This window comes from Haloarchaeobius pelagicus, from assembly GCF_051207375.1.
GTDB lineage: Archaea > Halobacteriota > Halobacteria > Halobacteriales > Natrialbaceae > Haloarchaeobius.
This window is the reverse complement of record NZ_JBPJZD010000001.1, coordinates 859,084-884,366: the sequence shown is the minus strand read 5'-3', so window position 1 is coordinate 884,366 and position 25,283 is coordinate 859,084. Positions and strand designations below refer to the sequence as shown.

The window sequence follows — 25,283 nt, the reverse complement described above, 5'->3', positions numbered from 1 at the left end:
GATGTCCTCGAACACGGCGCGTTCGACCCTCGATGCACTCCCGAGTGAGCGCGTGCTGTGGCTCGGGTTGCTCTGTGCGCTGGAGCTACTCGCGGTCGTGGCCTACTTCCGGTTCACCAGCAGCGAACTCGTCTCGGTGCGCTATGCGCTGTACCCGTTCGTCTGGATAAACGTCGGCGTGCTCGCGGTGGTCGCCACGGACCCGATTCCGACCGCACGGAGATATCGGCTCCTCGGGGTCGCGGTCGCCGTGGGCTACTTCCTGCTGCTCGCGTGGTTCGCCGGGCTAATCTCGCTGGCACCGGCGGGTCACGAGCATGCCGCCAGCGGGTTCTCGGTCGCCATGCCCTCGCCGGGGTGGGGTCCGACGATTTCGTACACCGGTGCGGTGTTCCAGTTCGCGCTGGTCCCGTTCCGGGTCGTCGGCTACCTCTCGCTCGCGTACCTCGTCTACGCCACCGTCCTCGAGTCGCTGTCGGCGAGTGCAACCGGGCTCGTCGGGCTGTTCTCCTGCGTGAGCTGTGCGTTCCCGCTCATCTCGTCGCTGGCGTCGGGGACGGCGGGGTCGGCCGCCGCGCTGGCGACCGTCTACGCCTTCGGCGTCGACCTCTCGACGCTGGTGTTCGTGGTGGCCGTCGCCTTGCTGTACTGGCGGCCGGGGGTGCCCAGTCGTGGCGGCGCGTGAGTTCTCGCGGCTGGCCTCGGCGGCGACACTGGGGGCCGCACTCGTGCTGTTCGTCGACCCCGCGCTGGCCCACGTCGGGTCCCTCGGGGGGACGCTCACCTCGGTTCCCATCCCGTTCTGGCTGGTCGTGCTGACCGGTGGCGGCGTCATCGGGGCGTCGTTCCTGTTCACGAGCTTCGCGACCGACCACGACTTCATCCGGGAGATAAACCGGCTCGGGCTCACGGTCCCGTCGCCGGCGACGGTTCGTCGGGCCGTCGTCGCGCTGGCCCGCGTCGGCAGCGTCGGTGTCCTCGGCCTGTTCGTCGTGACCGGGCTGTTCGCCGAACAGTTCGGCGTCACCGACCCGCTCCGGAACCTCGCGGTCCTGGGCGTCTGGGCAGGGTGGTGGGCCGGCTACACCATCTCGGTGTACCTGCTCGGCGACTCCTGGCCGGTGCTCAACCCGTGGCGGGCCATCGCGTCCCTGTTGCCGAAAGTCGGCTCGCGCTCGTGGCCGAGTCACCTCGGCGGGTGGCCGGCAGCAATCGGCCTCCTGGCGCTCGTCTGGCTGGAGGTCGTCACGCCCATCGCCTCGGAACCACGGTTCCTGGCAGTCGTCGTTCTGGCGTACACGCTCGGGACGCTGGCCGGGGCGCTCGTGTTCGGTGCGAGCTGGTTCAGGGAGGCCGACCCGGTGTCGCGGGTGTTCCACACCTACGGCCGGATGGCCCCGATTGGCCGGACGGAGAGCGGCCTCTCGCTCTCGCTTCCGGGTGCGGCCCTCGCCCGGAACTACGACGATGGCACCGACGCCGAAGTGGTGTTCGTTGTCGCCCTGCTCTGGGTGACCTCCTACGACGGGCTGGTGTCGACCGCCCCGCACGCCGAGTTCGTCCGGGCAGCCGTCGGCCTCGGCGTGCCGGCGCTCGCGGTGTACCTGACGACCGCGGTCGCCGGGTTCGCGCTGTTCCTCGCCGTGTACCGCCTCGCGTCCCGGCTCTCGCGGCGAACCGCCGGTTCGTTCGTCGACCCCGCCGTCATCCAGCGCCGGTTCGTCTGGTCGCTGGTGCCCATCGCGGCCGGCTACCACCTCGCGCACTTCCTGGGCTACTTCCTGACGCTCTCGCCCGCGCTGTCGGCGGTCGCGCTGTCGCCGTTCGACCCGCCGGCGACGGTCCAGGTCGCGGTGCTCCCGGGCTGGTTCGGCAGCCTCCAGCTGGCGTTCGTCGTGCTGGGACACCTCGTCGCCATCTGGGTCGCCCACGCTATCGCGTTCGAGACGTTCACCGGGCGGCTCCAGCCCATCCGGAGCCAGTACCCGTTCGCGCTCGTGATGGTGTTCTACACGATGACCAGCATGTGGCTGGTCGCCCAACCGTACGTGAAACCCCCGTTCCTCTGACCATGGCTACCCACGACATCGACCACCCACGACCGACCGATTCGCCCCCCGGCGAGACCGAGATGCAGGCCGAGACGGCGACGACCATCCTCGACGACGAGACGGTCGCCGCCCGGTGTCGGGTCTGTGACCGCCCGTTCCCGTCCGAGCACCTCCACGCACTGCACCTCGGCGAGCGACACCGGGACGCCCTGACCGCCGACGAGTACGAGACGTACGCACAGGCCAAGGACGAGGAAGACGACGAGCTGTTCCTCTACCACCTGAAGGTCATCGCGGCGCTCGGGTCGCTGTACGCCGTCATCGTCCTCGTCTACATGATCGTCCTCTCACTGTGACCATGCACCGACTACCACTCGACCGCCGCCTGACGACGCTCTTGCTCACCATCGCGAGCCTCTCGCTCGTCCCGACCGCCAGCGCTCACGAGGGGACCGTCCACGGGGGCGTCCCGCACGTCATCCTGCTCACGCTGTTGGTCATCGGCCTCGGTGTGCTGGGTGCGACCGCGCTCCGCGACCGGTTCTGGCAGCGCTTCGGGAGTCGGCTCGACCCGCGACTGGCCGCTGTCGGACTCCTCGTCGGTGTCTCGATGACCGCACTGGGCGTCGTCGGGCTGGTCGAACTGCAGGTCGAACCCATCGGGACGACGCCCCTGACCCGGGTGTACTACCCTGTGCTGACCTTCTTCGGCGGGATGGGCATCGCCCTGGCCAGCCTCGTCCTGTACCACACCCGCTGGGGCGACCACCACGCCTATCCGGTTCTGGGGACCCTCCTCGGGCTCTGGGTCGCGTATCCACAGCTGCTCCCCCGCGGGACCGTCTTCCATCCCCTCGGCTACGTGCTGGTGCTCGCGGTCCCCGTGGTCCTCGGCTACATCGTCTGGACCGAGGTCGTCCCCGCGCTCGCCCGGACTGGCCGGCGTGCCCGGACTGTGGGCGCACTTGCGGGACTCGGCTTCACCGCCTTCTTCGTCGTCTCCTCGGGGCTGCTCTCGTTCAACCCCGAGGACGTGCCGCCGGCCCAGGGCGAGGCGTTCACCGTCGTCACCGAGTTCACCAGCCCGCTGGTGATGTGGCCCGCCATCGAACTGTACCGGCCCTCGATTCCGCTGTTCGCGGCCGTCTCGGTCGGGACCGCGCTCGTGGTCGTGGTGCTGGCTGGGCTGGTGACGATGAACGCCACCCTCGGCGTGGCGACGTGGCGCGCCCGGAGCGCCGACGATGGACCCGCGGCCGACCGCGCTGCGACCGACGGCGGGACCGTCCAGGGCGTCACCGGCGCGCTCGCGACGACCGGCGCGACCGCCTGCTGTTGCTGTGGCCCGGCGATCTACGGCGTCGCCAGTGCGGCCTTCGGTGCCTCGGCGAGTCCACTGTACTGGGCGTTCACCGACCCGGAGTCGCCGCTCGCGACCGTGTTCCTGGTGGGGGCTATCGCGCTCCTGACCGCGAACGCGGTGACGCTTTCGGCCGGCGTGGACGAGGCGTGCGAACGCTGAGGACCCGTCCACCTCGTCTGTTCACAGTTCCTTGTGCATCTCGACGACCGTCTCTTCGACATCTGCGGGTGTCGCCGCGCGGACCTGCATACCTGTCTGCACGCTGGCAGGGCTCATCGGGGTTGTGGTCGTGCAGTCGCGAGTGTAACAGCCGTGGAGAAACGAAGACGGTGGCGGCCTACAGGATGGAGTACGACGCCGCGGTCGTCAGCGCGACCGCCGCGATGAGGCCGATGAGTACCAGCGTGGTCACCGACCGGGGCTCCCAGCGCAGGTGCTGGTAATACCCCGCGACGACGACCGCCTTCGCGAACGACAGCACCATGATGATGCCGAAGGCAGCCCAGTACGCCGACTCCAGGTACCCCAGCATCTCGATGAGCGCCTGAACGGTCGCCAGCACGAACAACACCACGTATATCACCGTGTATAGTTTGGTATGTGACATTTTTGTTCACCTCAGAGGATGTAGAACAGCGGGAACAGGAACAACCAGACGATGTCGACGAAGTGCCAGTACAGGCCGAAGTACTCGATGGGTGCTTCGTCGTCCAGGTAGGCTCCCCGCCAGGCCCTGGCGATCATGTACAACGCCATGATGAGCCCCACGATGACGTGCAGGCCGTGCAGGCCGGTCGTCACGTAGAACGTCGTCGAGGCGATGTTCGTCGAGATGTTCCACCCCTCCGTGAACCCCCCGGAGGTGGCGTGGAACAGGTGTATCCATTCCAGCCCCTTGTTGACCAGGAAGGCCACGCCGAGGACGAACGTGGTGCTCATCCCCGCGACGACGCCGAGGCGACTGCCCTTCTCGGCCGCGACGAGTGCGAGCACGACCGCGAAACTACTCGTCAACAGGATGTACGTGTTGATGAGACCTGGCAAGACGACGTGCTCTGGCGTGATGAGGTGGTGCCAGTCGGTCCAGCCGTAGGCGACCCGGGAGAACACGTACGCGCCGATGAACGCGCCGAACAGCACGATGTCACTGGCCAGGTAGAGCCAGACGCCCAGCTTCATGTTGCTGACGCCGGCGAACGGCCAGCTCTCGCCGAACGGGCCCACGGGGCCGTGGAACGACTCCCGGGCCATCCCGATACACGCGCCGACCACGATGATGAGGCCGACGATGACGTTCCCGATGTAGATGCCACCCTCGATTCCCGGCGGGAAAGCTCCGTCCATCATCCCGGAGAAGCCGAACAGCGTGATGAGCGACCCGAGGCCGAGGATGAACGGCCAGAGGCTCGCGTGGCTCTCCTCGTGGCCGTGCTCCTCGTGGGTGTCCATCAGCTCGGAGCCGGCACTCGCGGCCACCATGCCGCCGTCGGTCTTCGCGGTCCCGCCGTCCGCAGTTGCTGCCCCGCTACTCGCGTCGGCGGTCGCCCCCTTGAACTTGAGCGAGCCGTCGGCGTAGGTCGGCGTGCCGGGGAAGTTCTCAAGCGGTGGTGGGGAGGGGACCGTCCACTCCGCCGTCGAGGCGTACTGCCACGGGTTGCCGTCGACCGGCTCGCCGTCGAAGAGGCTCTTGAACAGGTTGTAGAACAGCACGAGGAACGACGCGCCGAGGATGAACCCGCCGATGGTCGCGACCTGGTGCCAGCTCGTCAACCCGGGTGCGTAGTTGAACACGCGCCGCGGGGTCTCCCAGGCGATGAACATCGGGAAGTAGAGCAGGTTGAACCCGATGAAGTACAGCGCGAAGTTCACCTTCCCGAGGAACTCGTCGTACATCCGGCCGGTCATCTTGGGGAACCAGTAGTAGAGCGCACCGATGAGCCCGGTCACCCCGCCGACCATGACGTAGTGGAAGTGCGCGACGACCCAGTAGGTGCCACGGAACGAGTAGTCGAGCACGACCGCGCCGAGGAACACCCCGGTGATGCCACCGAGGATGAACAGCACGAGCCCGCCGAAGGCGAACAGGAAGGGGGTCTTGTAGCGTATCTTCCCCTTCAACATGGTGTAGATGAGCGCGAACACCATCAGGTCGAACGGCAGTGAGATGCCGATGGTGGTCGCCATGAACAGCGTCTTTATCTCGAGGTTGATGCCGGTCAGGAACATGTGGTGCATCCAGACGATGAAGCTCTGGATCGCCACGAGCAACATCGCGCCGATGAACCACTTGCGCCCGACGATGCGCCGGCCACAGAACGTCTGGAAGATCTCGGCCATCGCTCCCAGCGCCGGGAAGAAGACGATGTACACCTCCGGGTGGCCGAAGAACCAGAACAGGTGCGCCCACAGCAACGACCCGTTCGGACTGCTGGTCGCGAAGTAGGTCGTCCCGAGCAGCCGGTCGGAACTCAGCAGCATCAGTGCGGCGAGCAGGGCCGCGAACGCGAACAGCATCATCCAGATGGTGAGCAGGATGCTCCAGGTGAACAGCGGCATCCGTCGGAGCGTCATGCCCTCCGCACGCATGCGATGGATGGTCGTCAGGAAGTTCACGGACCCGACCGTGACACCGACGACGAACAGTAACAGCGCGAGGACGGCGGTCGAGCCGCCGACCTCGGGCGTGTACACCGGCATGTTCAGCGGGGCGTACATCGTCCACCCGCCGGCGAACGTGCCGCCCTGGAAGAACGAGATGCCCATCAGGACGCCCGAGGCGAGGTACATCCAGTACGACACCGCGTTCAGTCGCGGGAACGCCAGGTCCTCCGCCCCGATCTGCAGCGGGACGATGTAGTTCGCGAACCCGAGTGCGAACGGCGAGAGGAACCAGAAGACCATGATGAGGCCGTGGGCGGAGACCGCCTGATTGTACGCGTTGGCCTGCATCACGTTCGCGCCGGGGGCCCACAGCTCGGCCCGCATCAGCAGGGCGAGCACGCCACCGAAGATGAGGAAGAACAGCGCCGTCACCGTGTAGAGGATGCCGATGTCCTTGTGGTTCGTCGTGACGAACCAGCGCCGAATCGAATACAGGGGTGGGAGGCCGTGGTCTTCGGATTCGTGCCCCGAGGGCACGTCCAGTGGGAGCGAGTCGCCGCCGACGACCGGGGTGCCGCCGTCGGGCTCGTGGCCGCCGTCTGGGCGGGGCTGTTCAGGTTCGCCGTCTGAGCTAGCCTCGTCGGCCCCGTCCTCGGGTCGGTGGTCGTCGGGTGTCTCGTCAGCGCTCATGCGTGGACCTCCATGGCAGCCACGTCGAGCGCGGGCTGGGTGACGCTGCTACTGTTCGAACTGTCGCTGGTGCTTTCGTTGCCCATGTTCTCGTACCACGTCTCGAATTCGGACTGCTCCATCACGATGACGTCAGCCACCATGTAGGAGTGCCCTGCGCCGCAGAGTTCGTAACACTGTGCCTGATACTCACCCGCCTCGGCCGGGCCGAACCACGTCACGGTGGTCTGGCCCGGAACCGCGTCGGTCTTCACGTGGAGTGGTGGTATCCCGAAGTTGTGGAAGACGTCCTCGGATGTCACCTCTATGCGTATCTCCTTGCCTTCTGGAATCCGGAGCGTCCCATCGACCCGCTCACCGTTCGGGTAGGTGAACTTCCAGCCGTACTGGTAGCCCGTCACCTCGATGGTCATGACCTCTGCACTGTCCGGGCTGGGCTGGGTCGCGGCCGCGCCCTGTTCGACGTAGAGGAGCGCGCCGTAGGTCCAGAGGACGAGCGAGATGACGATGACCGCACTGAGGCTGAACGAGAGAAGGAGTTTGCGACCGTGGCCGCCACCGGTCGGAATCTCACCGAGGACGGGTCGTTCGTACCCGTCATCCTCGGGCCGTCCCTCATGGTCTCGATACTTGTACGCGTTGTAAAGCATGTACGACAATACCACGGCGCCGACGAGCGCCCCGAGGGCGACGAACACGTCGAAGATCTGGCTGAATATCTCAGCACGTGACCCTCGCGGAACGATGCCGCCGGAACCGCCGGCCTGCAACACGATTCCCCCGTACATGGATTACTGTAACGTCGTTCGGGTGGCTATTTATATATTGTGTATAGTTAACACGCGAAATGGTAACACGGGATGAGGATTGACACAGTACTCGCACACCCAGTCTCGGGCGGGTTGCACGGTCGGCGCACGAGGAGCGCCACCACCCGAACCGAGGCCAAAGTTCAATTCCCCACACGGCCAAGGGAATCGTAGTGTCCCTCGTCGTCGCCGTTCTGGTCCACTTGCTGTTCGCCCTCGGCTGGTACGTGGTCTTCCAGTCGATGGCCGAGAGACTCACCGAACGGTCGGCACGGGACCCCCTGACTGCGGCGCGGCTGCGCCATCTCCGGCGCATCGGCTACGCCACGGCCATCGGGGCGAACCTGTTGCTCGCGCGAGCGGTGGGAACCGCCGTCTCGCTCCAGCTGCTGTTCGACGAGCTGCCGATGGTCCTCAGACCGGTCGTGGTCGGTGCGGGCGTGTTCGTCTTCGGTATCCTGCCCTCCATCGCGGCCGTCGCCGTCGCCGTCGCGCCGTACCGCGAACGGGTGCGCCATCTCGCGCTGTCGGCGTGGTTCGTCCTCTGGTGGTTCGTGACCCGGGCGGTCGCGGTCACGCTCGCTGTCACCGTCATCGCCGCCTTCGTCAGAACCGTCCCGCAGGGGTGGCCACGGGTGCTCGGTTCGCTCGGTGTCGTGCTCCTCATCATCTCGCTCTCGCCGGTCGTCCTCCGGGTCGGGCTGCGGACGAGAGCGCCGACCCCGGCCGAACGCGAGCGCGTCGCGGACGTCCTCTCGGGGTCGGTGCGCTTGCGCATCGTCGACCCACGGACCCGGGTCGGCTGTGCCTTCGCGGCTGGCGTCGTCCCAGGACTGCGCTACGTGTTCGTCACCGAGACTGTGTTCGACCTGCTCGCGGACGACGAGCTGTCGGCCGTCCTCGCCCACGAGGTCGCCCACCACCAGCGCGGCCACGTCGTCACGCGGTTCGGCCTCGCCGCGGCGGTCGTCCTCCCGCTCCTCGTCGGCGTCGAGTTCGGCTACCCCGAACTCGTCCAGGCCGTCGGTATCGGCCTCGTCCCCTACGCCGTCCTGTGGTTCAAGCTCATCCGCCGCACCGAGTTCGTCGCGGACCGCGACGCCGCCCAGAAGGTCGGCTCCGACGCGATGGCCCGGGCGCTGGAGACGCTGCTGGCGCACCGACTCATCTTCGAGCCGACCGGGACGACCAGTCGGTTGCTCGACGTCCACCCGGCAGTTTCGACACGCATCGACCGGCTGGAAAGTCCCGCAGACATATAAATACCCACGAAAAGTTTATATTCCATCACCGCTAACTTTCGGTTAGCAAGCGCGGCCGGGGAGCGCCCAGGCCGCTTGCCCTCCCCCACGATGTCAGATACACGAATTCGCACGTTCAGTGCCGAGTCGGAGACACCCAAGACCACTGAGCAGGTCGAATCTCGCACGTGCCCCGAGTGTGACGGTCGGTTGAACGTCGACCAGGAGCACGGCGAGACCGTCTGCTCACAGTGTGGTCTCGTCGTCGAGACGGACAGCATCGACCGCGGGCCGGAATGGCGCGCGTTCGACTCCGCAGAGAAGGACGAGAAGTCCCGCGTCGGTGCCCCCACGACGCAGATGATGCACGACAAGGGCCTGTCGACCAGCATCGGCTGGCAGAACAAGGACGCCTACGGGCGGGCCCTCTCCAGCCGCCAGCGCCGCAAGATGCAGCGTCTGCGCACCTGGGACGAGCGCTTCCGCACCCGCGACTCCAAGGAGCGCAACCTGAAGCAGGCCCTCGGCGAGATCGACCGGATGGCGTCCTCGCTCGGCCTCCCGGACAACGTCCGTGAGACGGCCAGCGTCATCTACCGCCGGGCCCTGGAGGACAACCTCCTTCCCGGCCGGTCCATCGAAGGCGTCGCCACGGCAGCCCTGTACGCCTCGGCGCGGCAGGCCGGGACGCCCCGGTCGCTCGACGAGGTGGCCGCGGTGAGCCGCGTCGACCCGATGGAGTTCAAGCGGACCTACCGGTACATCGTCCGCGAACTCGGCCTGGAGGTCGCCCCCGCCGACCCCGAGAGCTACGTCGCCCGCTTCGCCAGCGACCTCGGACTCTCCGACGAGGCCGAGATGCAGGCCCGCGAACTCCTCCGCACCGCGAAGGAGAAGGGCCTCCAGTCCGGGAAGTCCCCGGTCGGCCTCGCGGCCGCCGCGGTGTACGCCGGCTCGCTGCTGGTCAACGAGCGCGTCACCCAGAACGACGTGAGCAAGGTGGCCAAGGTCAGCGAGGTCACCATCCGGAACCGCTACAAGGAGCTGCTGGAAGCCGCCGACGCCGGCGACAGCGCGTACTGATTCTTTCTACCGCGGTTGCGCCCCCGACACCGGAGCGACGCGGCTACCGGCAGCAAGCCATGCGACGCGGCTACCGACGGCAAGCCATGCGACGCGGCTACCGGCAGCAAGCTATGTGTGATGGTGCCAGTTGCCAGAACCGTCAAGCACCTTCCCTTCCAAGTCAGGGCGTGATAATCACCGGGCGGTTCAAGCTACCGGTCGAGAAGTTCCCGCTCGGCGAGGCCATCCTGACGGTCCCCGGGACGCAGGTGAAGTTCGTCCGGGTGACCATCTCCCCGAACGTCCTCTCGCGGTACTTCTGGGCCACGACGGACGACTTCGACGCCTTCGAGGCGGCTGCCGTGGCGGACCCGTCGGTGGCGTCGTTGACCCGGGTCGACACGTTCGAGGGGTCGGCACTGTTCCGAGTCGAGTGGAACGAGGAGCGCGGCACCATCGCCTCCATCTACGCCGACATCGACGGCACGTTCCTCAACACCGCCGGGAACAGCGATGGCTGGTTGCTCCGCGTCGACTTCGCCGACCAGACCGGACTCGTCACCTTCCGGGACCAACTCGTCGAGGCCGGCGTCAACTTCTCGACGCTGCAACTCAGTCGCCGCGAACGGGTCCAACCCGGTGCGAATTTCGGCCTGACGCCGAAGCAGACCGTGGCCATGGCGCGGCTGTGGGAGTTCGGCTACTTCGATACACCGCGCAAGGCCACGCTCGCGGAGGTCGCGGCCGACCTCGGCATCTCCCAGCAGGCGCTCTCGGACCGGCTCCGACGTGCCCAGTGGTCGCTCGTCAAGTACACCCTCATAACCGGGTCGGACATCGACCTGTTCGAGACGGACGAGAGCCTGACGTAGTATATAAAACACGGTACCTACCGTGTCTCTCCCTATGCCCGTCAGACGAGTAATATTTCTATGGACCGGAGTGCCAGGGAGGCCAGGGACTCCGGACTGGGTTCGAGAGAGGCGGGGTACCGGAAGGTCATCGAGTCCGCGAACGGTTACGCCATTTTCACCACCAGTCAAGCGGGGGAAATCGAAACCTGGCCGCAGACGGCGGCGGAGCTGTACAAGTACGAGACCAGTGACATCATCGGTGCGCCACTGGATAGGCTGTGGGCAGCCGGCGAGGAGGCCCCGTTCAGACTGTCCGACCTGTTGGCGAATGCACGGGAGGAGCCCATCGAGGTCGAACACTGGCACGAACGGGCCGACGGGTCGGTCTTCTGGGCCATCTGTACGGTGGCAGCGTTACTGAACGGTGAACCACACGGATTCACCATCGTCAGCCACGACGAGACCGCACGCAAACAGTACCAGCGGATGCTCGAGCGCCAGAACGACCGCCTGAAGGAGTTCACCGACATCCTCTCGCACGACCTGCGAACGCCGCTCAGCGTGGTAAACCTACGCCTCGACCTCTACCGAGATACGGACGACGCGTCCCACCTCGACGATATCGAGGCGGTGACCGACCGGATGGAGCGGCTCATCGTGGACCTGCTCAGCGTCGCCAGGCAGGGTGGGATGGTGAAAAACCCCGTCCGGACGGACCTCGAAGACGTCATCGAAACCGCGAGCGTGGGCACCCTGCCCGAATCCGTGACGCTGCTGTACGACGAGGTGCCGCCAATCCTGGCGAGTCCGGACCGACTCTGTCAGGTGTTCGAGAACCTGTTCCGGAACGCGGTCGACCACGGTGGCGAGACGGTGACCCTCAGGGTCGGCCCACTCGAGGACGGGTTCTACGTCGAAGACGACGGACCAGGCATCCCCGAGGAGTACTGTGACAAAGTGTTCGACCACGGGTTCACCACCAGAGAGGACGGCCACGGCTTCGGGCTCTCTGTCGTTCGAACCATCATCGGCGCCCACGGCTGGGACATCGAGGCGACCAACCGCAGTCCCGAAACGAGCACCGACGGTGGGTCACCCAGAGGCGGTGACCCCGTCGATGGGAGCAGCGACGGCAGCGCGGCCGCTACCGGTGCTCGCTTCGAGATAACGAGTGTCGACATCGTCGACTGAATCCAGCCTCGCCCGCGTCAGCCCCGGGAGGCGACCACGATGTCGTGCTCGTCGACGACCCGCGGGACCAGTGTCGTGATGCGGTCGCCCGCGTTCAGGTTCGTCGTGACCGCGACCCCGACCTGTTGCCCGAGCGGTACCCGCGCCAGCAGCCCGTCGTCGAAGCCCGTGACGACGAAGTTGAGCTGGCCGAGCTGGACGAGTGACTCCTGATAGGCGTCCCCCATGCGTGCGTCCAGACAGAGGTCGCTCGCGAGTGCGTCGAGGCCCTGTTGTTGGTACTGTTCCCGAACGGTCTCGTGGACGAAGTGTATCTCCAGCACGTCCTCGTTGTAGAACGCGACCAGGCTCAGGTCGTCTCCGAGTTCCTCTCGCAATCGCTCGACCACCCCATCCGTCCGTTCGACGATCCGCTTCTCCGAGCGCGTCTCGTCGGCGAACTGCGCCCGCGCCGGCGATTGAGTCGGACTGTCGTAAGGCATCCCCACTAGTGTATACGCGAATTGGTGGTTAAAAATCCGTGCAAGTCGTGTCGACCGTCAGTCGTCTGCTGTCGGTGTCGCTCGCGGCGTGTCCGTGAGCAACCGGTCGAGGGCGTCGACCATGGCGGTCACGCTGGCGCGGGTGATGTCGGCGTCGCTGTGAGCCACGGTCACCTCGCGGTCCTCGCGCGCCATCGTAACCTCGACGGTCACGACCGCGTCCGTGCCGCCGGTGACGGCGTCGACGTGGTACGACTTGAGGTGGGCGTCGCCGAAGTCCTTCACCGCGGACTTCACGGCCGAGACGGCGGAGTCGACCGGGCCGGAGCCGGTGCCCGACGCGACGACCTCCTCGCCGTCGACGTCGAGCCTGATAGCCGCACTCGGCACCGAACTCCCCGAGGTCGCGTTGACCTCCAGCAGTTCGACGCGGCGGTCGCGCTCGTGGTCGGTGACGTCCTCGGCCACCGCGAGCAGGTCCGCGTCGGTGACGCGCTTGCCGCGGCCGGCCATCTCCTTGACGCGCTCGACGACACGACCGAGTTCCTCGTCGGTGACCTCCACGTCGTGCTCGGAGAGCGCGGCGCGTGCGCCTGCACGCCCGGTGTGCTTCCCGAGGACGATGCGGCGCTCGCGACCCACCATCTCGGGCGGGTACGGTTCGTACATCCGGTCGTCCTTGAGCGTCCCGTCCGTGTGGATACCGGACTCGTGGGCGAATGCGTTCTCGCCGGTCACGGCCTTGTTCGGTGCGGGGCGCATGCCCGTCGTTCGGGCGACGACCTCACCGAGCCTGTAGAGCTGGGTCGTATCGACGGTATCCACGTCGTAGACGTGCTTGAGCGCCATCGCGACCTCCTCGAGTGCCACGTTGCCGGCGCGCTCGCCGATGCCGTTGACCGTGGCGTGGACGAGGTCCGCCCCGGCGTTGATGGCGGCCAGAGCGTTCGTCACACCCAGCCCGAGGTCGTCGTGGGTGTGCGCACTCGTCGGCCCGTGTTCGGCCAGCACGCCGACGATTTCGGCGGTGCGTTCGGGGCCCGCGTGACCGACCGTGTCGGCGTAGCAGACCCGGTCCGCACCGGCGTCGAACGACGCTGCCGCGAGCCGGTCGAGGTAGTCGAGGTCGGCCCGGGAACCGTCCTCACCGATGACCTCGACCCAGAGACCGTGGTCTTTGGCGTACGCGACGAGGTCGGCGGTCCGGTCGAGGACCTCCTCGTGCGAGGAGCCGACCTTCGTCTTGACGTGGCGGTCGCTGGCGGGCACGACGAGGTTCACCCCGTCGACGCCGCAGTCGAGCGCGTGGTCGATGTCGCGCTGGATGCCGCGCGCGAAGCTCGTTATCGTCGCGTCGAGCTTCTGGGCGGTGACCTCCGAGATGGTCTCGCGTTCGCCCTCACCGGTGCAGGCGCTGCCTGCCTCGATGAACGAGACGCCGGCCGAATCCAGCGCTCTCGCTACCTCTACTTTCTCATCTGGCGTCATCGAGACGCCGGGTGCCTGTTCGCCGTCGCGGAGCGTAGTGTCCAGGAATCGCACGTTAGATTGGGACAGCTGTGTGTGTTCGGGGGAGCCCCCGAATAAAACGTTCACCGGTCATTAGTCCAACTGGGAGAAGACCGTCGAGGGGGTTAAGCGAGTCAGTTCGACAGGTGGACCTGTCGCTCTTGCAAATATTGTCGCTTGGTGCCAGTGGTCTCTCCGAAAACGGCCCCACGGCGGCTGCATCCCGAAAGACGAAGGGGTGAGAGGGGGATCCTCCGCCTGGCGACATAGGGGAGTCGCCATCTGGAAGGTGGCTACCGCGGGCCATTATATGTGAGCCTGACATTCCAAGCGTCCGCGAGTGACCACGACCGCCAGACCGCGGCCCGGTCACGACTCCAGCCGGACGATATCGCCCTCAGAGATGTCGTCCGCCTCGCCAGCCGGGAGTTCGACCAGCGTGTCGGCCGTCCCTCGCCCCAGCCCGATCCAGGGCCGGAGCCGCTTCTTGTGGACGACCTCGTCGCCGACCAGCCAGAGCACGTCGATGGGGAACGGGACGAACAGCATGTGGACGTCGCGTGGCCTGGGCTCGTCGAACTGGAAGACGAGCGCGTAGTCGTCCGGGATGGAGCGCCTGAACATCAGGCCCTTCGCCCGGGAAAGCATCGTGTCCGCGATCTCGACGTCGCTGGCGAGTATCCGCGCTCGCTCACCTGTGCTGTGAAGCAGTCGCACACCTACAGTTCGTCACCCCGGAGTATAGTGGTTCGTATCAGAACGGGACGTCCGAGAAGTCGTCCTGTATCGGGCCAGCGTCCGCGCCGATGCCGGTCTCGACGCTGACGTCGGTCAGTTCGGGGAACTGACTGAGCAGTCGGCCCCGGACTGCGCCGATGGTCAGTTCGGAGATGCCACAGCCGTCACACGCACCGGTGAGCAACACGGTGACGGTCCCCGCCTCGGCGTCGAGGTGGGCGATGTCGTAGCTCCCGCCGTGCAGTTCTATCTGCGGGAAGTTCCGCGCGAGGAACTGGCCGATGCGGTCCCTGAGGTCGGCCTCGTCTGTCATAGGATATTCGAGGACCCGGACCGGGAAATGCCTTCTCACTCCGGTCGACACCGCGCCTGCGCCTCGAGGTTCGTCCCAGGAGATATCCCGGGCAAGCTACTTGTCGGCCCGTTCCTAACCCCCGGCAAACGACGGGGCGCGCCCTCGCGACATCCAGATGACACACGAGATCGCTATCCTCGGTGGCGGTATCGGCGGCCTGAGCGCCGCACACGAACTGGCGACACGCGGCTTCGACGTGACGGTGTACGAGCACCACGACCGCTTCGGCGGCAAGGCCCGGAGCTTTCCGGGACCGGCCGACGGCGAGGCCGCGCTCCCCGCAGAACACGGGTTCCGGTTCTTACCCGGCTTCTACACGCACCTCCCGGACACCATGCAGCGGATTCCGACGGCCGACGGGACCGTCCACGATCACCTCGTCAGCAGCGACACCGTCTTCCAGGCGTTCACGACCGGAGATTCCCGCGAGATGGCGGTGTCGGTGCCGGATTCGCTGGCCGGCTGGCGTGACCGTCTCGAGAACATGTTCGGCTCGAAGGTCCCGCGCGACGAGTCGGTGTTCTTCGCGAACAAGTTGCTGACGCTGCTGTCGAGTTGCGAACGGCGATGGGACGAGGAGTACGAACACGTCTCCTGGTGGGAGTTCATCCGCGCCGACGAGATGTCCGACGCGTACCAGACGTTCCTCGGCTACGGGGTCACACAGTCCCTGGTCGCGATGCGTCCCGAGGTGTCGAGCGCGCGGACCATCGGACGAATCTACCTGCAGCTGGTCAGGGGGCTGTTCGATTCGGACCTCCACGCCGACCGGCTGCTCGATGGCCCGACCAACGACGTCTTCATCGACCCGTGGGTCGCCCACCTGCGAGACCTCGGCGTGACGCTGCACACCGGGGCAACGGTGACCGGCATCGAAGCCGACGGCGAGCGCGTGACGGGCGCGCGAGTCGAGATGGACGATGGGGAGCGCGTCGCCACGGCCGACCAGTACGTCCTCGCGCTTCCATCCGACGTGGTCCGCTCGCTGTTGACGCCCGGCCTCGAAGCGGCCGCCCCGTCGCTTGCCGGGGTCCGGGAACTCGACCGCGGCTGGATGAACGGCATCCAGTTCTACCTCCGGCGGGACGTGCCTACGGTTCGAGGTCACAGCGTCTACTACGACTCGCCGTGGGCGCTCACGTCCATCAGCCAGCGGCAGTTCTGGGACGACCACGACTTCGACGCCTACGACGAGTGCGAGGGCGTTCTCTCCGTCATCGTCTCCGAGTGGGACGAACCCGGCATCCTGTACGGGAAGCCAGCCCGCGAGTGCACCCGGGAGGAGGTCGCCGACGAGGTCTGGGCGCAGTTGCAAGCGCATCTGAACCGCGGCGAGGCGGTCTTCCCCGACGACGTGCTCCTCGATTCCTATCTGGACCCAGCCATCAGGTGGGACGACGAGGCAGGCGAGCTCCGCAACGACGCACCATTGCTCATCAACACGGTGGGGAGCCACCAGTACCGCCCCGAGGCCAGAACCGCGTGCCCGAACCTCGTGCTCGCTGCCGACTACGTCCGCACCGAGACCGACCTCGCCAGCATGGAGTGTGCGAACGAGGCGGCCCGCCGGGCGGTCAACGCGATACTCGACCGGGTCGGAAGCACCGCGGACCGGTGTTCCCTCTGGGAGTTAGAGTGGCCTGCCGTGTTCGAGCCAGGTCGCCAACACGATGCGCTGAACATGCGACTCGGGCTCCCCCACCCCGCGGCCGGGAGCGACCAGTTCTGGACGGCGTATCGTGGGGTGCGAGCGTCGCCGCTGCTCGGGCGGTTCTTCTCGGAGTGACGTGACTGCGACCGGTCCCTGCGGTAGCAGGGGTGCAATACCGGCACGGCTTTTTCAGGGTACCGCCCGTCGGTGTGCGTGTAATGTTGGTCATTCACGCGGTGTTCCCGATAGACCCCGACAGACGTGACGCGGCACTCGAGCAGTTCCAGACACTGGCGGAACAGTCCCGCGCCGAGGAGGGAGCCATCGACTATCGAGTGACGACGAACATCGAACGGCCGAACGAGATCCGCGTCTTCGAACAGTACGAGGACGAGGCTGCCTTCGGTGCCCACGCCGAATCGGACCACTTCAAGCAACTCGAAGCGGCGTTGCCCGACCTCCTCGCCGGGGAGCCCTCGGTGACGCGCTTCGACGTCGACTCGGCGACCGAACTCGAGCTGTAAGCGGGCCTCGACGCGACGATGCCGTCGCCGCCGCCCGCGGTGACAGCACGCCTGCTCGCGCTTCCAACAGACCCAAATCCCACTCCTGCCAACCCCCGTACCAGCAGATGAAGAAGACGCCGACGGGCACCCCGGTCGGGGTGGACGACCCCTACGACCACGCCGAGCTATGCGACCACCTGACCGGTGAGGGGACCTGTCGGTACGCGTTCGAGCACCCACAGCACGACCGCGAGTTCGCGATGGCCCGCCGTGAGGAGGAGTTCGCCTGCCCGGTCGTCAGCGACGAATCCGACGAAGACTGGACCTGGGCAGACTGCCCGCACTTCCGGGCGACCGCGACCGACCGCGAGTGCGCCCGCTGTGGGCTCGAAGAGAAGCGCATGGCCCACGACTCGACCGACCGGCCGCTCCTCGAAGAGCACCACCTCTCCTACGCGAGTGAGGACCGCGAGACGAGTCACGAGATAACGGTGTACCTCTGTCGCTGGTGCCACGCGAAGGTCCACAACTCGTGGGCGCGGGTCACGGACGACGCGAGCCCCGACCCGGAAGCCATCGCCGCACTGGAGGAGCGTCGCGGCCGCGAGATGGACGAGCTCGGGTTCCAGACGGCCAACGAGCGGTTCCAGGACGGGGACGGGAGGCAGGATGGGTGAGGCAGCACCCAGCGACGCGAGCACACCGACGCCCCATTCCGGGGCGCGACTCGTCCTCGTGCTCGCGGTGCTCGCCGGGGGTGGCCACCTCTTCTCGGTGTGGTCGCGTGCGCCCTCGTTCCTCGGTGTCGACTTCGCGGTGTACCGGCTGGCGGCGCAGGCAGCCCTCGACGGCGGGCCGGTCTACGCCGTCGCGCCCGCGGTGGCCCCCGAGTTCACGTTCCTCTACCCGCCCATCGCGGTACTCCCCTTCCTCCCCTTCGCCCTGCTCTCCCAGCCCGTCGGGTTCGCCGTCTTCACCGGACTGAACCTGGCCGCTGGCCTGGCGCTGGCGGTGCTGGTGTGGCGATACGTCGAGGCGCACGGCGTCGACCTGACCCGGGTCGACCGACTCCTGCTCGCGGCGGTCTGTCTCGTCTCGAGCTACCGCATCGGCTCGGTGTTCTACGGGCAGGTGAACGTCTATCTCGCGCTCTCGCTCGCGGTTGGGTTCGTCGCGCTGGAACGCGACCGCGAGTGGCTCTCCGGAACCGCGTTCGCCATCCCCGCGTTCGTGAAGGTGTTCCCGGCCGTGGTCGGCGTCTGGCTCCTGCGCCGACGGGCCTGGCGGGGGGTCGCCGCCGCGGTCGTGACGGGCATCGGCCTGCACCTGCTCGGGCTCCTCGTCTTCGGTCCCGACCTCGTCGCGACCTATCTGGACGTGGTGCTGCACGAACGGACCGGCATCGAGGCGTTCCGGGGCGGCCTCCCCATCGGTGCGACCTACATGACGCTTCGGCGGGCCACCTCACACCTGTTCCCGACAGCCGGGAGCGCGGTCCACGCGGCGGCGGCGTTCGCGCTGCTCGCCCCGCCGGTCGCGTTCTGCTACCGGGACGTGTCGACCCACAGCCGACGGCTGACCGCGGCGTTCACGACGGTCGTCGGGCTGTTGCTGTTCTTCCCGTCGTACCAGGTGTACGTGGTGTACGCGCTGTTCCCGCTGCTCCCGCTGCTGTACCTGTTTCCGGCGACGGACCCGTTCCGGCGGCCACGACAGCTCTTCCTCGCCGGCGCAGCGCTCTCGACGGCGGCAGCATCGGCCGGCACGCTGCTCGCGTGGCTCGCGACGGTCCCAGCAGTCGGGGGCGGGCTGGCGACCGTGCTCCGGCCGCTGTTCACGCTCGCGTCCCCGACCACGTGCGGGCTGGTGCTGGCCATGCTGGCGTGTGTCTGGCTGCACTCGCTGGCCGAGTCTGGCCAGTAAGCGACATCGACATCGTCGAGCGGGACTTCGTGGCCCTACAGAATCATCTCGTCGACGGGCTCGGCCGTCTCGGGGGTGCGCGCCTGGATAGTGGCGACGATTCCGTCGAGGAGCCGGTAGATGGCTTCCTCGTGGTCTGCCTTCTGCCGGTTGAACGAGTACGGGCCGACCCCGTACTCGTCGTAGGGTGCGAACGCACCCGGGGGGACGGGACCCTCTGTCTCGATGACCGAGCGTATCTTGCTGAGCAACTGGTGGAGGTGGAGGAGCTCCTGTTTTCGCATTCGTTTCGTTGCTAGGGATTCGGTGAGCCTAAACCCGTCGCCTGCGGAAGGTAGAACCCCCGGTGAACGTGTCTATGGGTTTTCGAAACGGCCCAGAAGATGCGGATTTCAGAACCGTCGCTGACGGCGGTTCAGCCGAGAATGTCACCGATACGTCGCGGCTCGCCGGACAGTGCCGGGTTCTTCTCGACGATCTGGAGGACCTCGTGGTCGGTCACGTCGAAGTAGTTCTTCCCGGTCGCCTCCTCGATGAGCTCCTTCTCGAGTCGGAACTCGGTCCCCTCGTACACGACGTCACAGCCGTCATCGTCGAACGAAAGCGTGGTCATAGCTTGGCTGATGGGACTCACGAATAAAACCCTGATGAGACGGACCAACTGGCGACCACTCCCCGGCGAGGAGGCACACCAGCAGACCAGCGTCAGACACGCGTCAGACGCCGACGAGGGGTTTAATACGCCCTAGAGACGATGTGCTCGTGTGTCGCTGCATACGGACCCACTCGACGAACTCTCGATTCCCGATGGCACGACGGTCGAAGAACACGACCTCGTGACCGACGGGGACGTCCTCATCGGTGGGCGTTCGACGGTCGAGTTCGGCGTCCGGGGGCGCAACGTCCTCGGTGGCGAAGGCATCCGCATCGAAGGCGGTGTGGAGGCCGAGGCCGACTGCCGGCTCGACATGTGGTCCGACGTGGCGGGGAACGTCCTGGTCGGCCGGGACGCGTTCATCGGCGAGCGAACCCATATCGGCGGGCGGCTGCTGGTCTCCGGCGACCTCGACATCGGTGACGAGGTCGACATCGCCGAGGGCTTCGAGGCCAACGGCTGGATCGTCATCCGCAACCCGATGCCGACCATCGTCTTCCTGTTCGTCTACCTCAAACAGCTCATGCTCATGGGCGAGGAGGAGGCCGCCAAACAGCTGGTCAACGAGATGACCGACGAGGAAGACCCGGACGAGGACCCGCTCGTCGTGCCACGGAACGCCACCGTGAGCGACGACGCCTGGCGCGTCTCGACGCCCGCGGAGATCGGCGACGAGTGCCGCCTGCACGGTAACTTCCGCGCCGAATCCATCACGGTCGGCGAGGACTGCAACATCTTCGGGAGCCTCCGCGCCAAGAACGACATCTTCATCGGCGAAGGCACCCGCGTCCACGGCGACGTGACGACCCGGAAGGGCGAAGTGCGGATCGCCCCCGGTGCGCTCGTCCTCGGCGACGTCTCCTGTTCCGACCTCGAACTCTCGAAGGGTGCCGAGGTGGACGGGACGATGCGGGCCCGTGGGAACATCACGATGGCCGGTATCGCGAACCGCGATATCGAGTGACGGCGGGCGAAGCACTCGGTCCTCTCAGACCTGTTTCTCTTCGAGCACAGCGACGCGGCCGTCCTCACCGTACCAGACCACGGCGATGGCTGCGTTCCCGGACGCCTTGACGAAGAACCGGTTCCCCGTCGAGACGGGGTAGGTCGTGGCGGCGGATTCGCCCGCACCGAGGGCGGTGTCGTCGGCGACGAGGTACTCGTGTTCGGCACCGGCTTCGTCGAGGACCGGGACCTGCTGGCCGTCGACCGAGACGGTGACCTTCTCGGTCACGTCGTCTTCGACCTGCTTGCCTTCCATGTGGACGAGTTTGACCGTCTCGTCGTCGACGCGGACGATTCGGAAGTCCATGTTCGGGGCGTACTGCGTGGTTCGGGCCGAGGTGGTGGTCGCGCCGTCGGTCGGGTCGGTCTCACCGGAGCCGGCGCTGCCACCGGGCTGGTCGTCGACGCTGACGGTCGTGGTGCAGCCGGCGGAGAGGAGGGCGATTCCTGTCGAGACGTTGGCGAGGAGGGCTCGTCGTCGCATTTCTGTTGATTCTCTAACGGAACCCGGTTAATTAGTTTCGAATCGAAGGATCACCGCGTCGCAGTGCCGTGGTTTCTGTCACGCAGGCCCATGGTAGCACCACGCGACCGAAAGGCAGTTTCCCCCAGCGACGCTACAGGATAGCATGCTTTCCATCGCGCTCGCTGGCAAACCGAACGCGGGCAAGTCTACCTTCTACAAGGCGGCCACGCTCGCGGACGTGGACATCGCGAACTACCCCTTCACCACCATCGACCCGAACCGCGGGGTGACCCACGTCCGGACCGAGTGCCCCTGTCTGGAGCGAGAGGAACGCTGTGGCGACGACAACTGCCACGGCGGCAAGCGCTACGTCCCGGTCGAACTGCTCGACGTGGCCGGGCTGGTCCCGGGCGCACACGAGGGGAAGGGCCTGGGAAACCAGTTCCTCGACGCGCTGACGAACGCCGACGTCATCATCAACGTCGTCGACGCCTCCGGTGCCACGAACGCTGAAGGTGAGCCGGTCGAACCGGGGAGTCACGACCCCCTGGAGGATATCGACTTCATCGAGGAGGAGATGGACATGTGGCTCACGGGTATCGTGACCCGGAACTGGGAGTCCGTCGAGCGCAAGTCCCGCTCCCCGGACTTCGACCTGGACGACGCACTCGCGGACATGCTCACCGGCTTCGGCGCGGGCCCGGCCGACGTGCAGGCCGTCCTTCGCGACCTCGACTACCCGGCGGACCCCATCCAGTGGGAGGACGAGGACAGGGAGGCCCTGGCCCGCGAGATTCGCGCCCGGACGAAGCCCATCATCGTCGCCGCGAACAAGGCCGACGTGGCGTCCGAGGAGAACGTCCAGCGCCTGCTCGACTGCGACAAGCCGGTCATCCCGACGACCGCCGAGGGCGAGCTCGCGCTCCGCAAAGGGGCCGAGGCGGGCGTCATCGACTACGACCCCGGCGACGAGACGTTCGAGATCGTCGGCGACATCTCGCAGGGCCAGCGAGACGCCCTGGCTGCCCTCCAGGGCACGCTCGACCAGTGGGGCGGTACTGGCGTCCAGGAAGCCCTGAACTACGCGGTGTACGACCTGCTGGACCACCTGACGGCGTTCCCGGTCCAGGACGCGAACAAGTGGACCGACGCGAAGGGGAACGTCCTCCCCGACGCCTTCCTGCTCCCCCGGGGGTCGACCCCGGTCGACCTCGCGTACACCGTCCACTCCGACATCGGCGACGGCTACCTCCACGCGGTCGACGCGAAGTCCAACCGGGACATCTCCGACAGCTACGAGCTCGAAGAAGGCGACGTGGTGAAGATCGTCTCGACGGCGAAGTGAGCCACGGATGACGGACTCGTTCACCCTCCCCATCGACGAGCCACAGCCCAGCCAGCTCTACCTGAGCCAGGCGAAGCTCGACGGCGTGCTCTCGTGGTGTGACCCCGACGACCCGCAGTACGACCCGCTCCCGGTCATCGACCTCGACGGGGAGTGGACGCTCATCGACGGTCACACCCGGGCGTTCGTCGCATCGCTAGCGGGCCAAACCGAACTCAGGGTGATCCACGACCGCGACGACCACCCGCGGGACCTGTACCGGCGCTGTGTGGACTGGTGCCGGGAGGCCGATATCACGCGAATCGACGACCTCCACGGGCAGCTGGTCAGCGCCGAGACCTACCAGACACAGTGGATAAACCGGTGCCAGGCGGCCGCGAAAGCGGACTGAACTCCCCGCTCAGCCCGAGTACTCACTCGCCAGTCGCTCGAAGTTCCGGAGGGTCCGTTCAGTCGTCACGTCGGCCCACGACAGTTCGGTCTCGGTCCAGCCGAAGTCCGCGGTGATTCGCGGGAGCAGGTCGCGCTGGAACTCGGGGTGGTACTGCACGGTCCACACCGGCGCGTCCCGGTGGCGCGCCGCGAAGTACGGGTAGTCGTCGGTCGCGGCGATGGGTTCCATCCCGTCGCCCAGCTCGACCACGCGGTCGCCGTGGACCGCGGGAATCGTCGGGTTCACACCGTCGAGCAGCGGGTCTGCTTCGAGGTCGGCATCGACGAGCCGATGGGCGAGCCCGTGGTGTTCGACCCGGCCGCCCAGTGCCTCGTTCACGAGCTGGTGGCCGAAGCAGACGCCGAGGACGGGAACACCCCGGTCGACCAGTTCCCGGACGAAGGCGGCCTCCTCGCGCATCCACGGGTGGTCGTCCGCCTCGTACACGCCGGCGGTGCTCCCACCGACGACGACCCCGTCGATGTCGTCGTACTCCGTGCGGTCCGGGTGGCCACCGTCGCGGACGCAGTCGTACGTCTCGTAGTCGGTGAGGAGCGACCGCAGCGCGTCGCCGAGATACCTGGCGTCGGGGTCGACCTCGTTCTCCAGGGAGAGGAGCATCAGTGACACATCGGACTCGGGCAGCCTAATCGTTCGGTTCGGACCGAAAAGACCCAGTAACTCCGTCAAGTTGAATACTCAGGTCCGGGTAGGGAACCAACGAGACACGATGGCCGGAGGCCACGACTACAGACAACTCAAGCGCGACACCGAGCCCGATAGCGTCGCGACCCTGTTCCTCTGGGTGAAGGGCGCGGCTATCGGCGCGTTCGCGTTCCTCGTCGGCCTCGGCCTCGTCCACTTCCTCGTGAAGATGCGCTACTACGGCGAGGCCGCCCTCGCGGTCACCGAGTTCGGCCGCTGGCGCGTCTCCGCGTGGGTGTACTACAACGCCCATCTGGTTCCGACCGACGGCGTCACGTTCGGCCCAGCGGAAGCCTTCGCCGAGGGCGGCAGCACACTGGCGTTGCTGGCGGCGGCGAACAGCCGCCTCATGGGGCTGTACCTGCTCCCACCGGCACTGCTCGTCGTCGCGGGGTACGTGACCGCGAAGCGCCGCCCGAAGAACACCTCGTGGGTCCGGGGCGGCCTGGCCGTGTTCGTCGGCTACTTCTTCGTCGCCGTGCTGTTCATGCTGGTGTCGACCCTGCAGGCCCCGAGTGGGGTCCCCGGACTGGAATCCCTCGGGACCCAGGAGATCGGGCCGAACCCCTGGTTCGCCATCGCGTTCGCCGCAATCGCGTACCCGGCGTTCTTCGGCATGCTGGGCGCGACCATCGGCCGGCGGGCACCGTGGCGACGGCGCGGGAAGGACCGCCAGCCGAAGCACCGGACGTAAACGGGAACTCGCGCGCCGGCCTCACCCGAGTGGTTCGAAGTACACCGCCACGAGCAACGCCGCCAGGAAGACGTAACAGCCCCTGACCAGGAGCATCGTCGCGAGTTCCTCGGTCCCGCGGTAGGCGAAGTACGCGACGGGGACGAAGACGACGACGGCGAGCGCGGCAGACGGCGGGAACACCCCGAGCGCGGCGAGACCGAGGACGGCCGAGAGCCCGACGCCCATGATGGTGAACGCGGCGCGGCGGGCACCCTCGCGGCCGAGGATGACCGCGACGGTCCGCTTCTCGATGGACCGGTCGTAGTCGTAGTCCTGGGCGTCGTCGACGACCTTGACGCCCGAGAGCAAGACCAGAAAGACCGCGGCGAAGGCGAGTGCGACGGTGGTGAGCGTCCCGGTCTGCACGTAGAACCCCCCGACGATGGCGAGTGCGATGCCCAGGGGGTACCCCGTCGTGGTCGTGACCGGGTTGGTGTCGAGCTGGGGCGCGTGGTGGTAGCCGATGAGCCACCCTGGGAGGGTCAGGGCCGCCGCCCAGGGCCCGACCACGAGCCAGAGCGCGACCAGCATACCGGCGAAGCCCAGGCTCGACCCGAGGAGGGCGAGCCGACATCCACGGGCCGTCAGCGGGTGGTCGTCGTCCTCGCCCCGGACGTAGAAGTCGACGTAGCCGTCCTTGACGTGGGCGGTGTAGACAGCGAGGAAGATGGCGGTCATGTGGAGTGCGCCCAGCAGCGGGTCGAACTCACCGGCGAGGATGCTCCCGAACCAGGACGCCGCGATGGGCGGGAGCATGAACACGGGGTGCACCTGCGAGGCGAGCGCCTGCGCATCTGCTCGGAGACCAGACCCGTGGCGGGAGAACGTCATATGCTACCGATTCGCGCGAAGATGACATAACTTCGGTGGGTGAGAACCCCCGGAGAGAGCCGACCCGACCCGCGGACA

General features: G+C 67.0%; 28 protein-coding genes. 16 read left to right on the top strand and 12 right to left on the bottom strand.

Annotated features, from left to right (window positions below):
• The first annotated feature begins 1 nt into the window (after position 1).
• Genes ACSC1S_RS04605 through ACSC1S_RS04590 form a run of 4 tightly spaced genes read left to right on the top strand, consistent with a single transcriptional unit; the run spans position 2 to position 3,573 of the window.
• A complete protein-coding gene (locus ACSC1S_RS04605; RefSeq protein ID WP_435363354.1) occupies positions 2–685 on the top strand; it encodes a DUF7546 family protein in 684 nt (227 codons plus the stop codon).
• The gene (locus tag ACSC1S_RS04600; protein ID WP_435363353.1) at positions 672–2,069 is read left to right on the top strand and encodes a hypothetical protein; all 1,398 of its coding nucleotides are present in this window, start codon (positions 672–674) and stop codon (positions 2,067–2,069) included. Before ACSC1S_RS04605 ends, ACSC1S_RS04600 begins: the two co-directional genes overlap by 14 nt.
• Before the next feature lie 2 nt (positions 2,070–2,071).
• Positions 2,072–2,407, top strand: coding sequence for a DUF7410 domain-containing protein (locus tag ACSC1S_RS04595; protein WP_435317730.1), 336 nt, complete (start codon positions 2,072–2,074; stop codon positions 2,405–2,407).
• Between the two features lie 2 nt (positions 2,408–2,409).
• Positions 2,410–3,573: a hypothetical protein gene (locus ACSC1S_RS04590; protein WP_435363352.1), complete on the top strand. Its 1,164-nt coding sequence runs from the start codon at positions 2,410–2,412 to the stop codon at positions 3,571–3,573.
• A 178-nt stretch (positions 3,574–3,751) separates the two neighbouring features.
• Here ACSC1S_RS04590 and ACSC1S_RS04585 read toward each other — a convergent pair whose 3' ends face one another.
• The 3 genes from ACSC1S_RS04585 to coxB are packed head-to-tail and all read right to left on the bottom strand — an operon-like array spanning position 3,752 to position 7,493.
• On the bottom strand, positions 3,752–4,021 hold the full coding sequence (locus ACSC1S_RS04585; RefSeq protein WP_435363351.1) for a cytochrome C oxidase subunit IV family protein: 270 nt from the start codon (positions 4,019–4,021) through the stop codon (positions 3,752–3,754).
• Between the two features lie 11 nt (positions 4,022–4,032).
• Entirely contained in the window at positions 4,033–6,705 is a 2,673-nt protein-coding gene (locus ACSC1S_RS04580) for a cbb3-type cytochrome c oxidase subunit I (RefSeq protein ID WP_435363350.1), read from the bottom strand.
• Positions 6,702–7,493 carry a cytochrome c oxidase subunit II gene (gene coxB, locus ACSC1S_RS04575; RefSeq protein ID WP_435363349.1) on the bottom strand — a complete coding sequence of 264 codons (792 nt, stop codon included), beginning with the start codon at positions 7,491–7,493 and terminating at the stop codon, positions 6,702–6,704. Before coxB ends, ACSC1S_RS04580 begins: the two co-directional genes overlap by 4 nt.
• 194 nt (positions 7,494–7,687) lie before the next feature.
• On the opposite strand from coxB, the gene ACSC1S_RS04570 reads away from it, so the two are divergent.
• From ACSC1S_RS04570 to ACSC1S_RS04555, 4 genes are all read left to right on the top strand, one after another.
• On the top strand, positions 7,688–8,776 hold the full coding sequence (locus ACSC1S_RS04570) for a M48 family metallopeptidase (protein ID WP_435363348.1): 1,089 nt from the start codon (positions 7,688–7,690) through the stop codon (positions 8,774–8,776).
• A 90-nt stretch (positions 8,777–8,866) separates the two neighbouring features.
• The gene (locus ACSC1S_RS04565) at positions 8,867–9,838 is read left to right on the top strand and encodes a transcription initiation factor IIB (RefSeq protein WP_435363347.1); all 972 of its coding nucleotides are present in this window, start codon (positions 8,867–8,869) and stop codon (positions 9,836–9,838) included.
• Between the two features lie 170 nt (positions 9,839–10,008).
• A complete protein-coding gene (locus ACSC1S_RS04560) occupies positions 10,009–10,692 on the top strand; it encodes a helix-turn-helix domain-containing protein (RefSeq protein ID WP_435363346.1) in 684 nt (227 codons plus the stop codon).
• Positions 10,693–10,752: 60 nt separating this feature from the next.
• Positions 10,753–11,865, top strand: coding sequence for a two-component system sensor histidine kinase NtrB (locus ACSC1S_RS04555; protein WP_435363345.1), 1,113 nt, complete (start codon positions 10,753–10,755; stop codon positions 11,863–11,865).
• A gap of 17 nt (positions 11,866–11,882) precedes the next feature.
• Here ACSC1S_RS04555 and ACSC1S_RS04550 read toward each other — a convergent pair whose 3' ends face one another.
• The 4 genes from ACSC1S_RS04550 to ACSC1S_RS04535 all read right to left on the bottom strand — a co-directional run bounded on the left by ACSC1S_RS04550 (position 11,883) and on the right by ACSC1S_RS04535 (position 14,907).
• Complete coding sequence (locus tag ACSC1S_RS04550; protein WP_435363344.1) at positions 11,883–12,347, bottom strand: DUF7522 family protein; 465 nt, start codon at positions 12,345–12,347, stop codon at positions 11,883–11,885.
• Positions 12,348–12,404: 57 nt separating this feature from the next.
• Positions 12,405–13,943: a 2-isopropylmalate synthase gene (locus ACSC1S_RS04545; protein WP_435363343.1), complete on the bottom strand. Its 1,539-nt coding sequence runs from the start codon at positions 13,941–13,943 to the stop codon at positions 12,405–12,407.
• Between the two features lie 282 nt (positions 13,944–14,225).
• The gene (locus tag ACSC1S_RS04540) at positions 14,226–14,573 is read right to left on the bottom strand and encodes a DUF192 domain-containing protein (protein ID WP_435363342.1); all 348 of its coding nucleotides are present in this window, start codon (positions 14,571–14,573) and stop codon (positions 14,226–14,228) included.
• Between the two features lie 37 nt (positions 14,574–14,610).
• Complete coding sequence (locus ACSC1S_RS04535) at positions 14,611–14,907, bottom strand: NifU family protein (RefSeq protein WP_435363341.1); 297 nt, start codon at positions 14,905–14,907, stop codon at positions 14,611–14,613.
• A gap of 157 nt (positions 14,908–15,064) precedes the next feature.
• Between ACSC1S_RS04535 and ACSC1S_RS04530 the strand changes: the two genes are divergently transcribed.
• The 4 genes from ACSC1S_RS04530 (at position 15,065) to ACSC1S_RS04515 (ending at position 19,029) form a co-directional block, all read left to right on the top strand.
• The gene (locus ACSC1S_RS04530; protein ID WP_435363340.1) at positions 15,065–16,735 is read left to right on the top strand and encodes a hydroxysqualene dehydroxylase; all 1,671 of its coding nucleotides are present in this window, start codon (positions 15,065–15,067) and stop codon (positions 16,733–16,735) included.
• Positions 16,736–16,818: 83 nt separating this feature from the next.
• On the top strand, positions 16,819–17,124 hold the full coding sequence (locus tag ACSC1S_RS04525; RefSeq protein ID WP_435317716.1) for a putative quinol monooxygenase: 306 nt from the start codon (positions 16,819–16,821) through the stop codon (positions 17,122–17,124).
• A gap of 107 nt (positions 17,125–17,231) precedes the next feature.
• Positions 17,232–17,783 (top strand): DUF7097 family protein, encoded by a 552-nt coding sequence (locus ACSC1S_RS04520; RefSeq protein ID WP_435363339.1) that lies wholly within the window; start codon positions 17,232–17,234, stop codon positions 17,781–17,783.
• Complete coding sequence (locus tag ACSC1S_RS04515; RefSeq protein WP_435363338.1) at positions 17,776–19,029, top strand: glycosyltransferase family 87 protein; 1,254 nt, start codon at positions 17,776–17,778, stop codon at positions 19,027–19,029. The genes ACSC1S_RS04520 and ACSC1S_RS04515 overlap by 8 nt, the downstream gene beginning before the upstream one ends.
• A gap of 35 nt (positions 19,030–19,064) precedes the next feature.
• Here ACSC1S_RS04515 and ACSC1S_RS04510 read toward each other — a convergent pair whose 3' ends face one another.
• Together ACSC1S_RS04510 and ACSC1S_RS04505 are read right to left on the bottom strand one after the other, a co-directional pair.
• Complete coding sequence (locus ACSC1S_RS04510; RefSeq protein ID WP_435363337.1) at positions 19,065–19,313, bottom strand: UPF0058 family protein; 249 nt, start codon at positions 19,311–19,313, stop codon at positions 19,065–19,067.
• A 131-nt stretch (positions 19,314–19,444) separates the two neighbouring features.
• Positions 19,445–19,642 carry a DUF5800 family protein gene (locus ACSC1S_RS04505; protein WP_261650643.1) on the bottom strand — a complete coding sequence of 66 codons (198 nt, stop codon included), beginning with the start codon at positions 19,640–19,642 and terminating at the stop codon, positions 19,445–19,447.
• A 151-nt stretch (positions 19,643–19,793) separates the two neighbouring features.
• On the opposite strand from ACSC1S_RS04505, the gene ACSC1S_RS04500 reads away from it, so the two are divergent.
• Complete coding sequence (locus ACSC1S_RS04500) at positions 19,794–20,648, top strand: polymer-forming cytoskeletal protein (protein WP_369684398.1); 855 nt, start codon at positions 19,794–19,796, stop codon at positions 20,646–20,648.
• Positions 20,649–20,672: 24 nt separating this feature from the next.
• On the opposite strand, the gene ACSC1S_RS04495 is transcribed toward ACSC1S_RS04500, so the two are convergent.
• Positions 20,673–21,173: a hypothetical protein gene (locus tag ACSC1S_RS04495; protein ID WP_435363336.1), complete on the bottom strand. Its 501-nt coding sequence runs from the start codon at positions 21,171–21,173 to the stop codon at positions 20,673–20,675.
• 145 nt (positions 21,174–21,318) lie between these two features.
• Between ACSC1S_RS04495 and ACSC1S_RS04490 the strand changes: the two genes are divergently transcribed.
• Positions 21,319–22,500: a redox-regulated ATPase YchF gene (locus ACSC1S_RS04490; protein WP_435363335.1), complete on the top strand. Its 1,182-nt coding sequence runs from the start codon at positions 21,319–21,321 to the stop codon at positions 22,498–22,500.
• Between the two features lie 7 nt (positions 22,501–22,507).
• Complete coding sequence (locus tag ACSC1S_RS04485) at positions 22,508–22,891, top strand: histone acetyltransferase (protein ID WP_435363334.1); 384 nt, start codon at positions 22,508–22,510, stop codon at positions 22,889–22,891.
• 9 nt (positions 22,892–22,900) lie between these two features.
• Here ACSC1S_RS04485 and ACSC1S_RS04480 read toward each other — a convergent pair whose 3' ends face one another.
• The gene (locus ACSC1S_RS04480; protein ID WP_435363333.1) at positions 22,901–23,554 is read right to left on the bottom strand and encodes a type 1 glutamine amidotransferase; all 654 of its coding nucleotides are present in this window, start codon (positions 23,552–23,554) and stop codon (positions 22,901–22,903) included.
• 109 nt (positions 23,555–23,663) lie between these two features.
• Here ACSC1S_RS04480 and ACSC1S_RS04475 point away from each other — a divergent pair, with 109 nt between their 5' ends.
• Positions 23,664–24,332 carry a DUF7978 family protein gene (locus tag ACSC1S_RS04475; protein ID WP_435363332.1) on the top strand — a complete coding sequence of 223 codons (669 nt, stop codon included), beginning with the start codon at positions 23,664–23,666 and terminating at the stop codon, positions 24,330–24,332.
• Between the two features lie 21 nt (positions 24,333–24,353).
• Here ACSC1S_RS04475 and ACSC1S_RS04470 read toward each other — a convergent pair whose 3' ends face one another.
• Entirely contained in the window at positions 24,354–25,205 is an 852-nt protein-coding gene (locus tag ACSC1S_RS04470) for a UbiA family prenyltransferase (RefSeq protein ID WP_435317707.1), read from the bottom strand.
• Positions 25,206–25,283 lie beyond the last annotated feature (78 nt).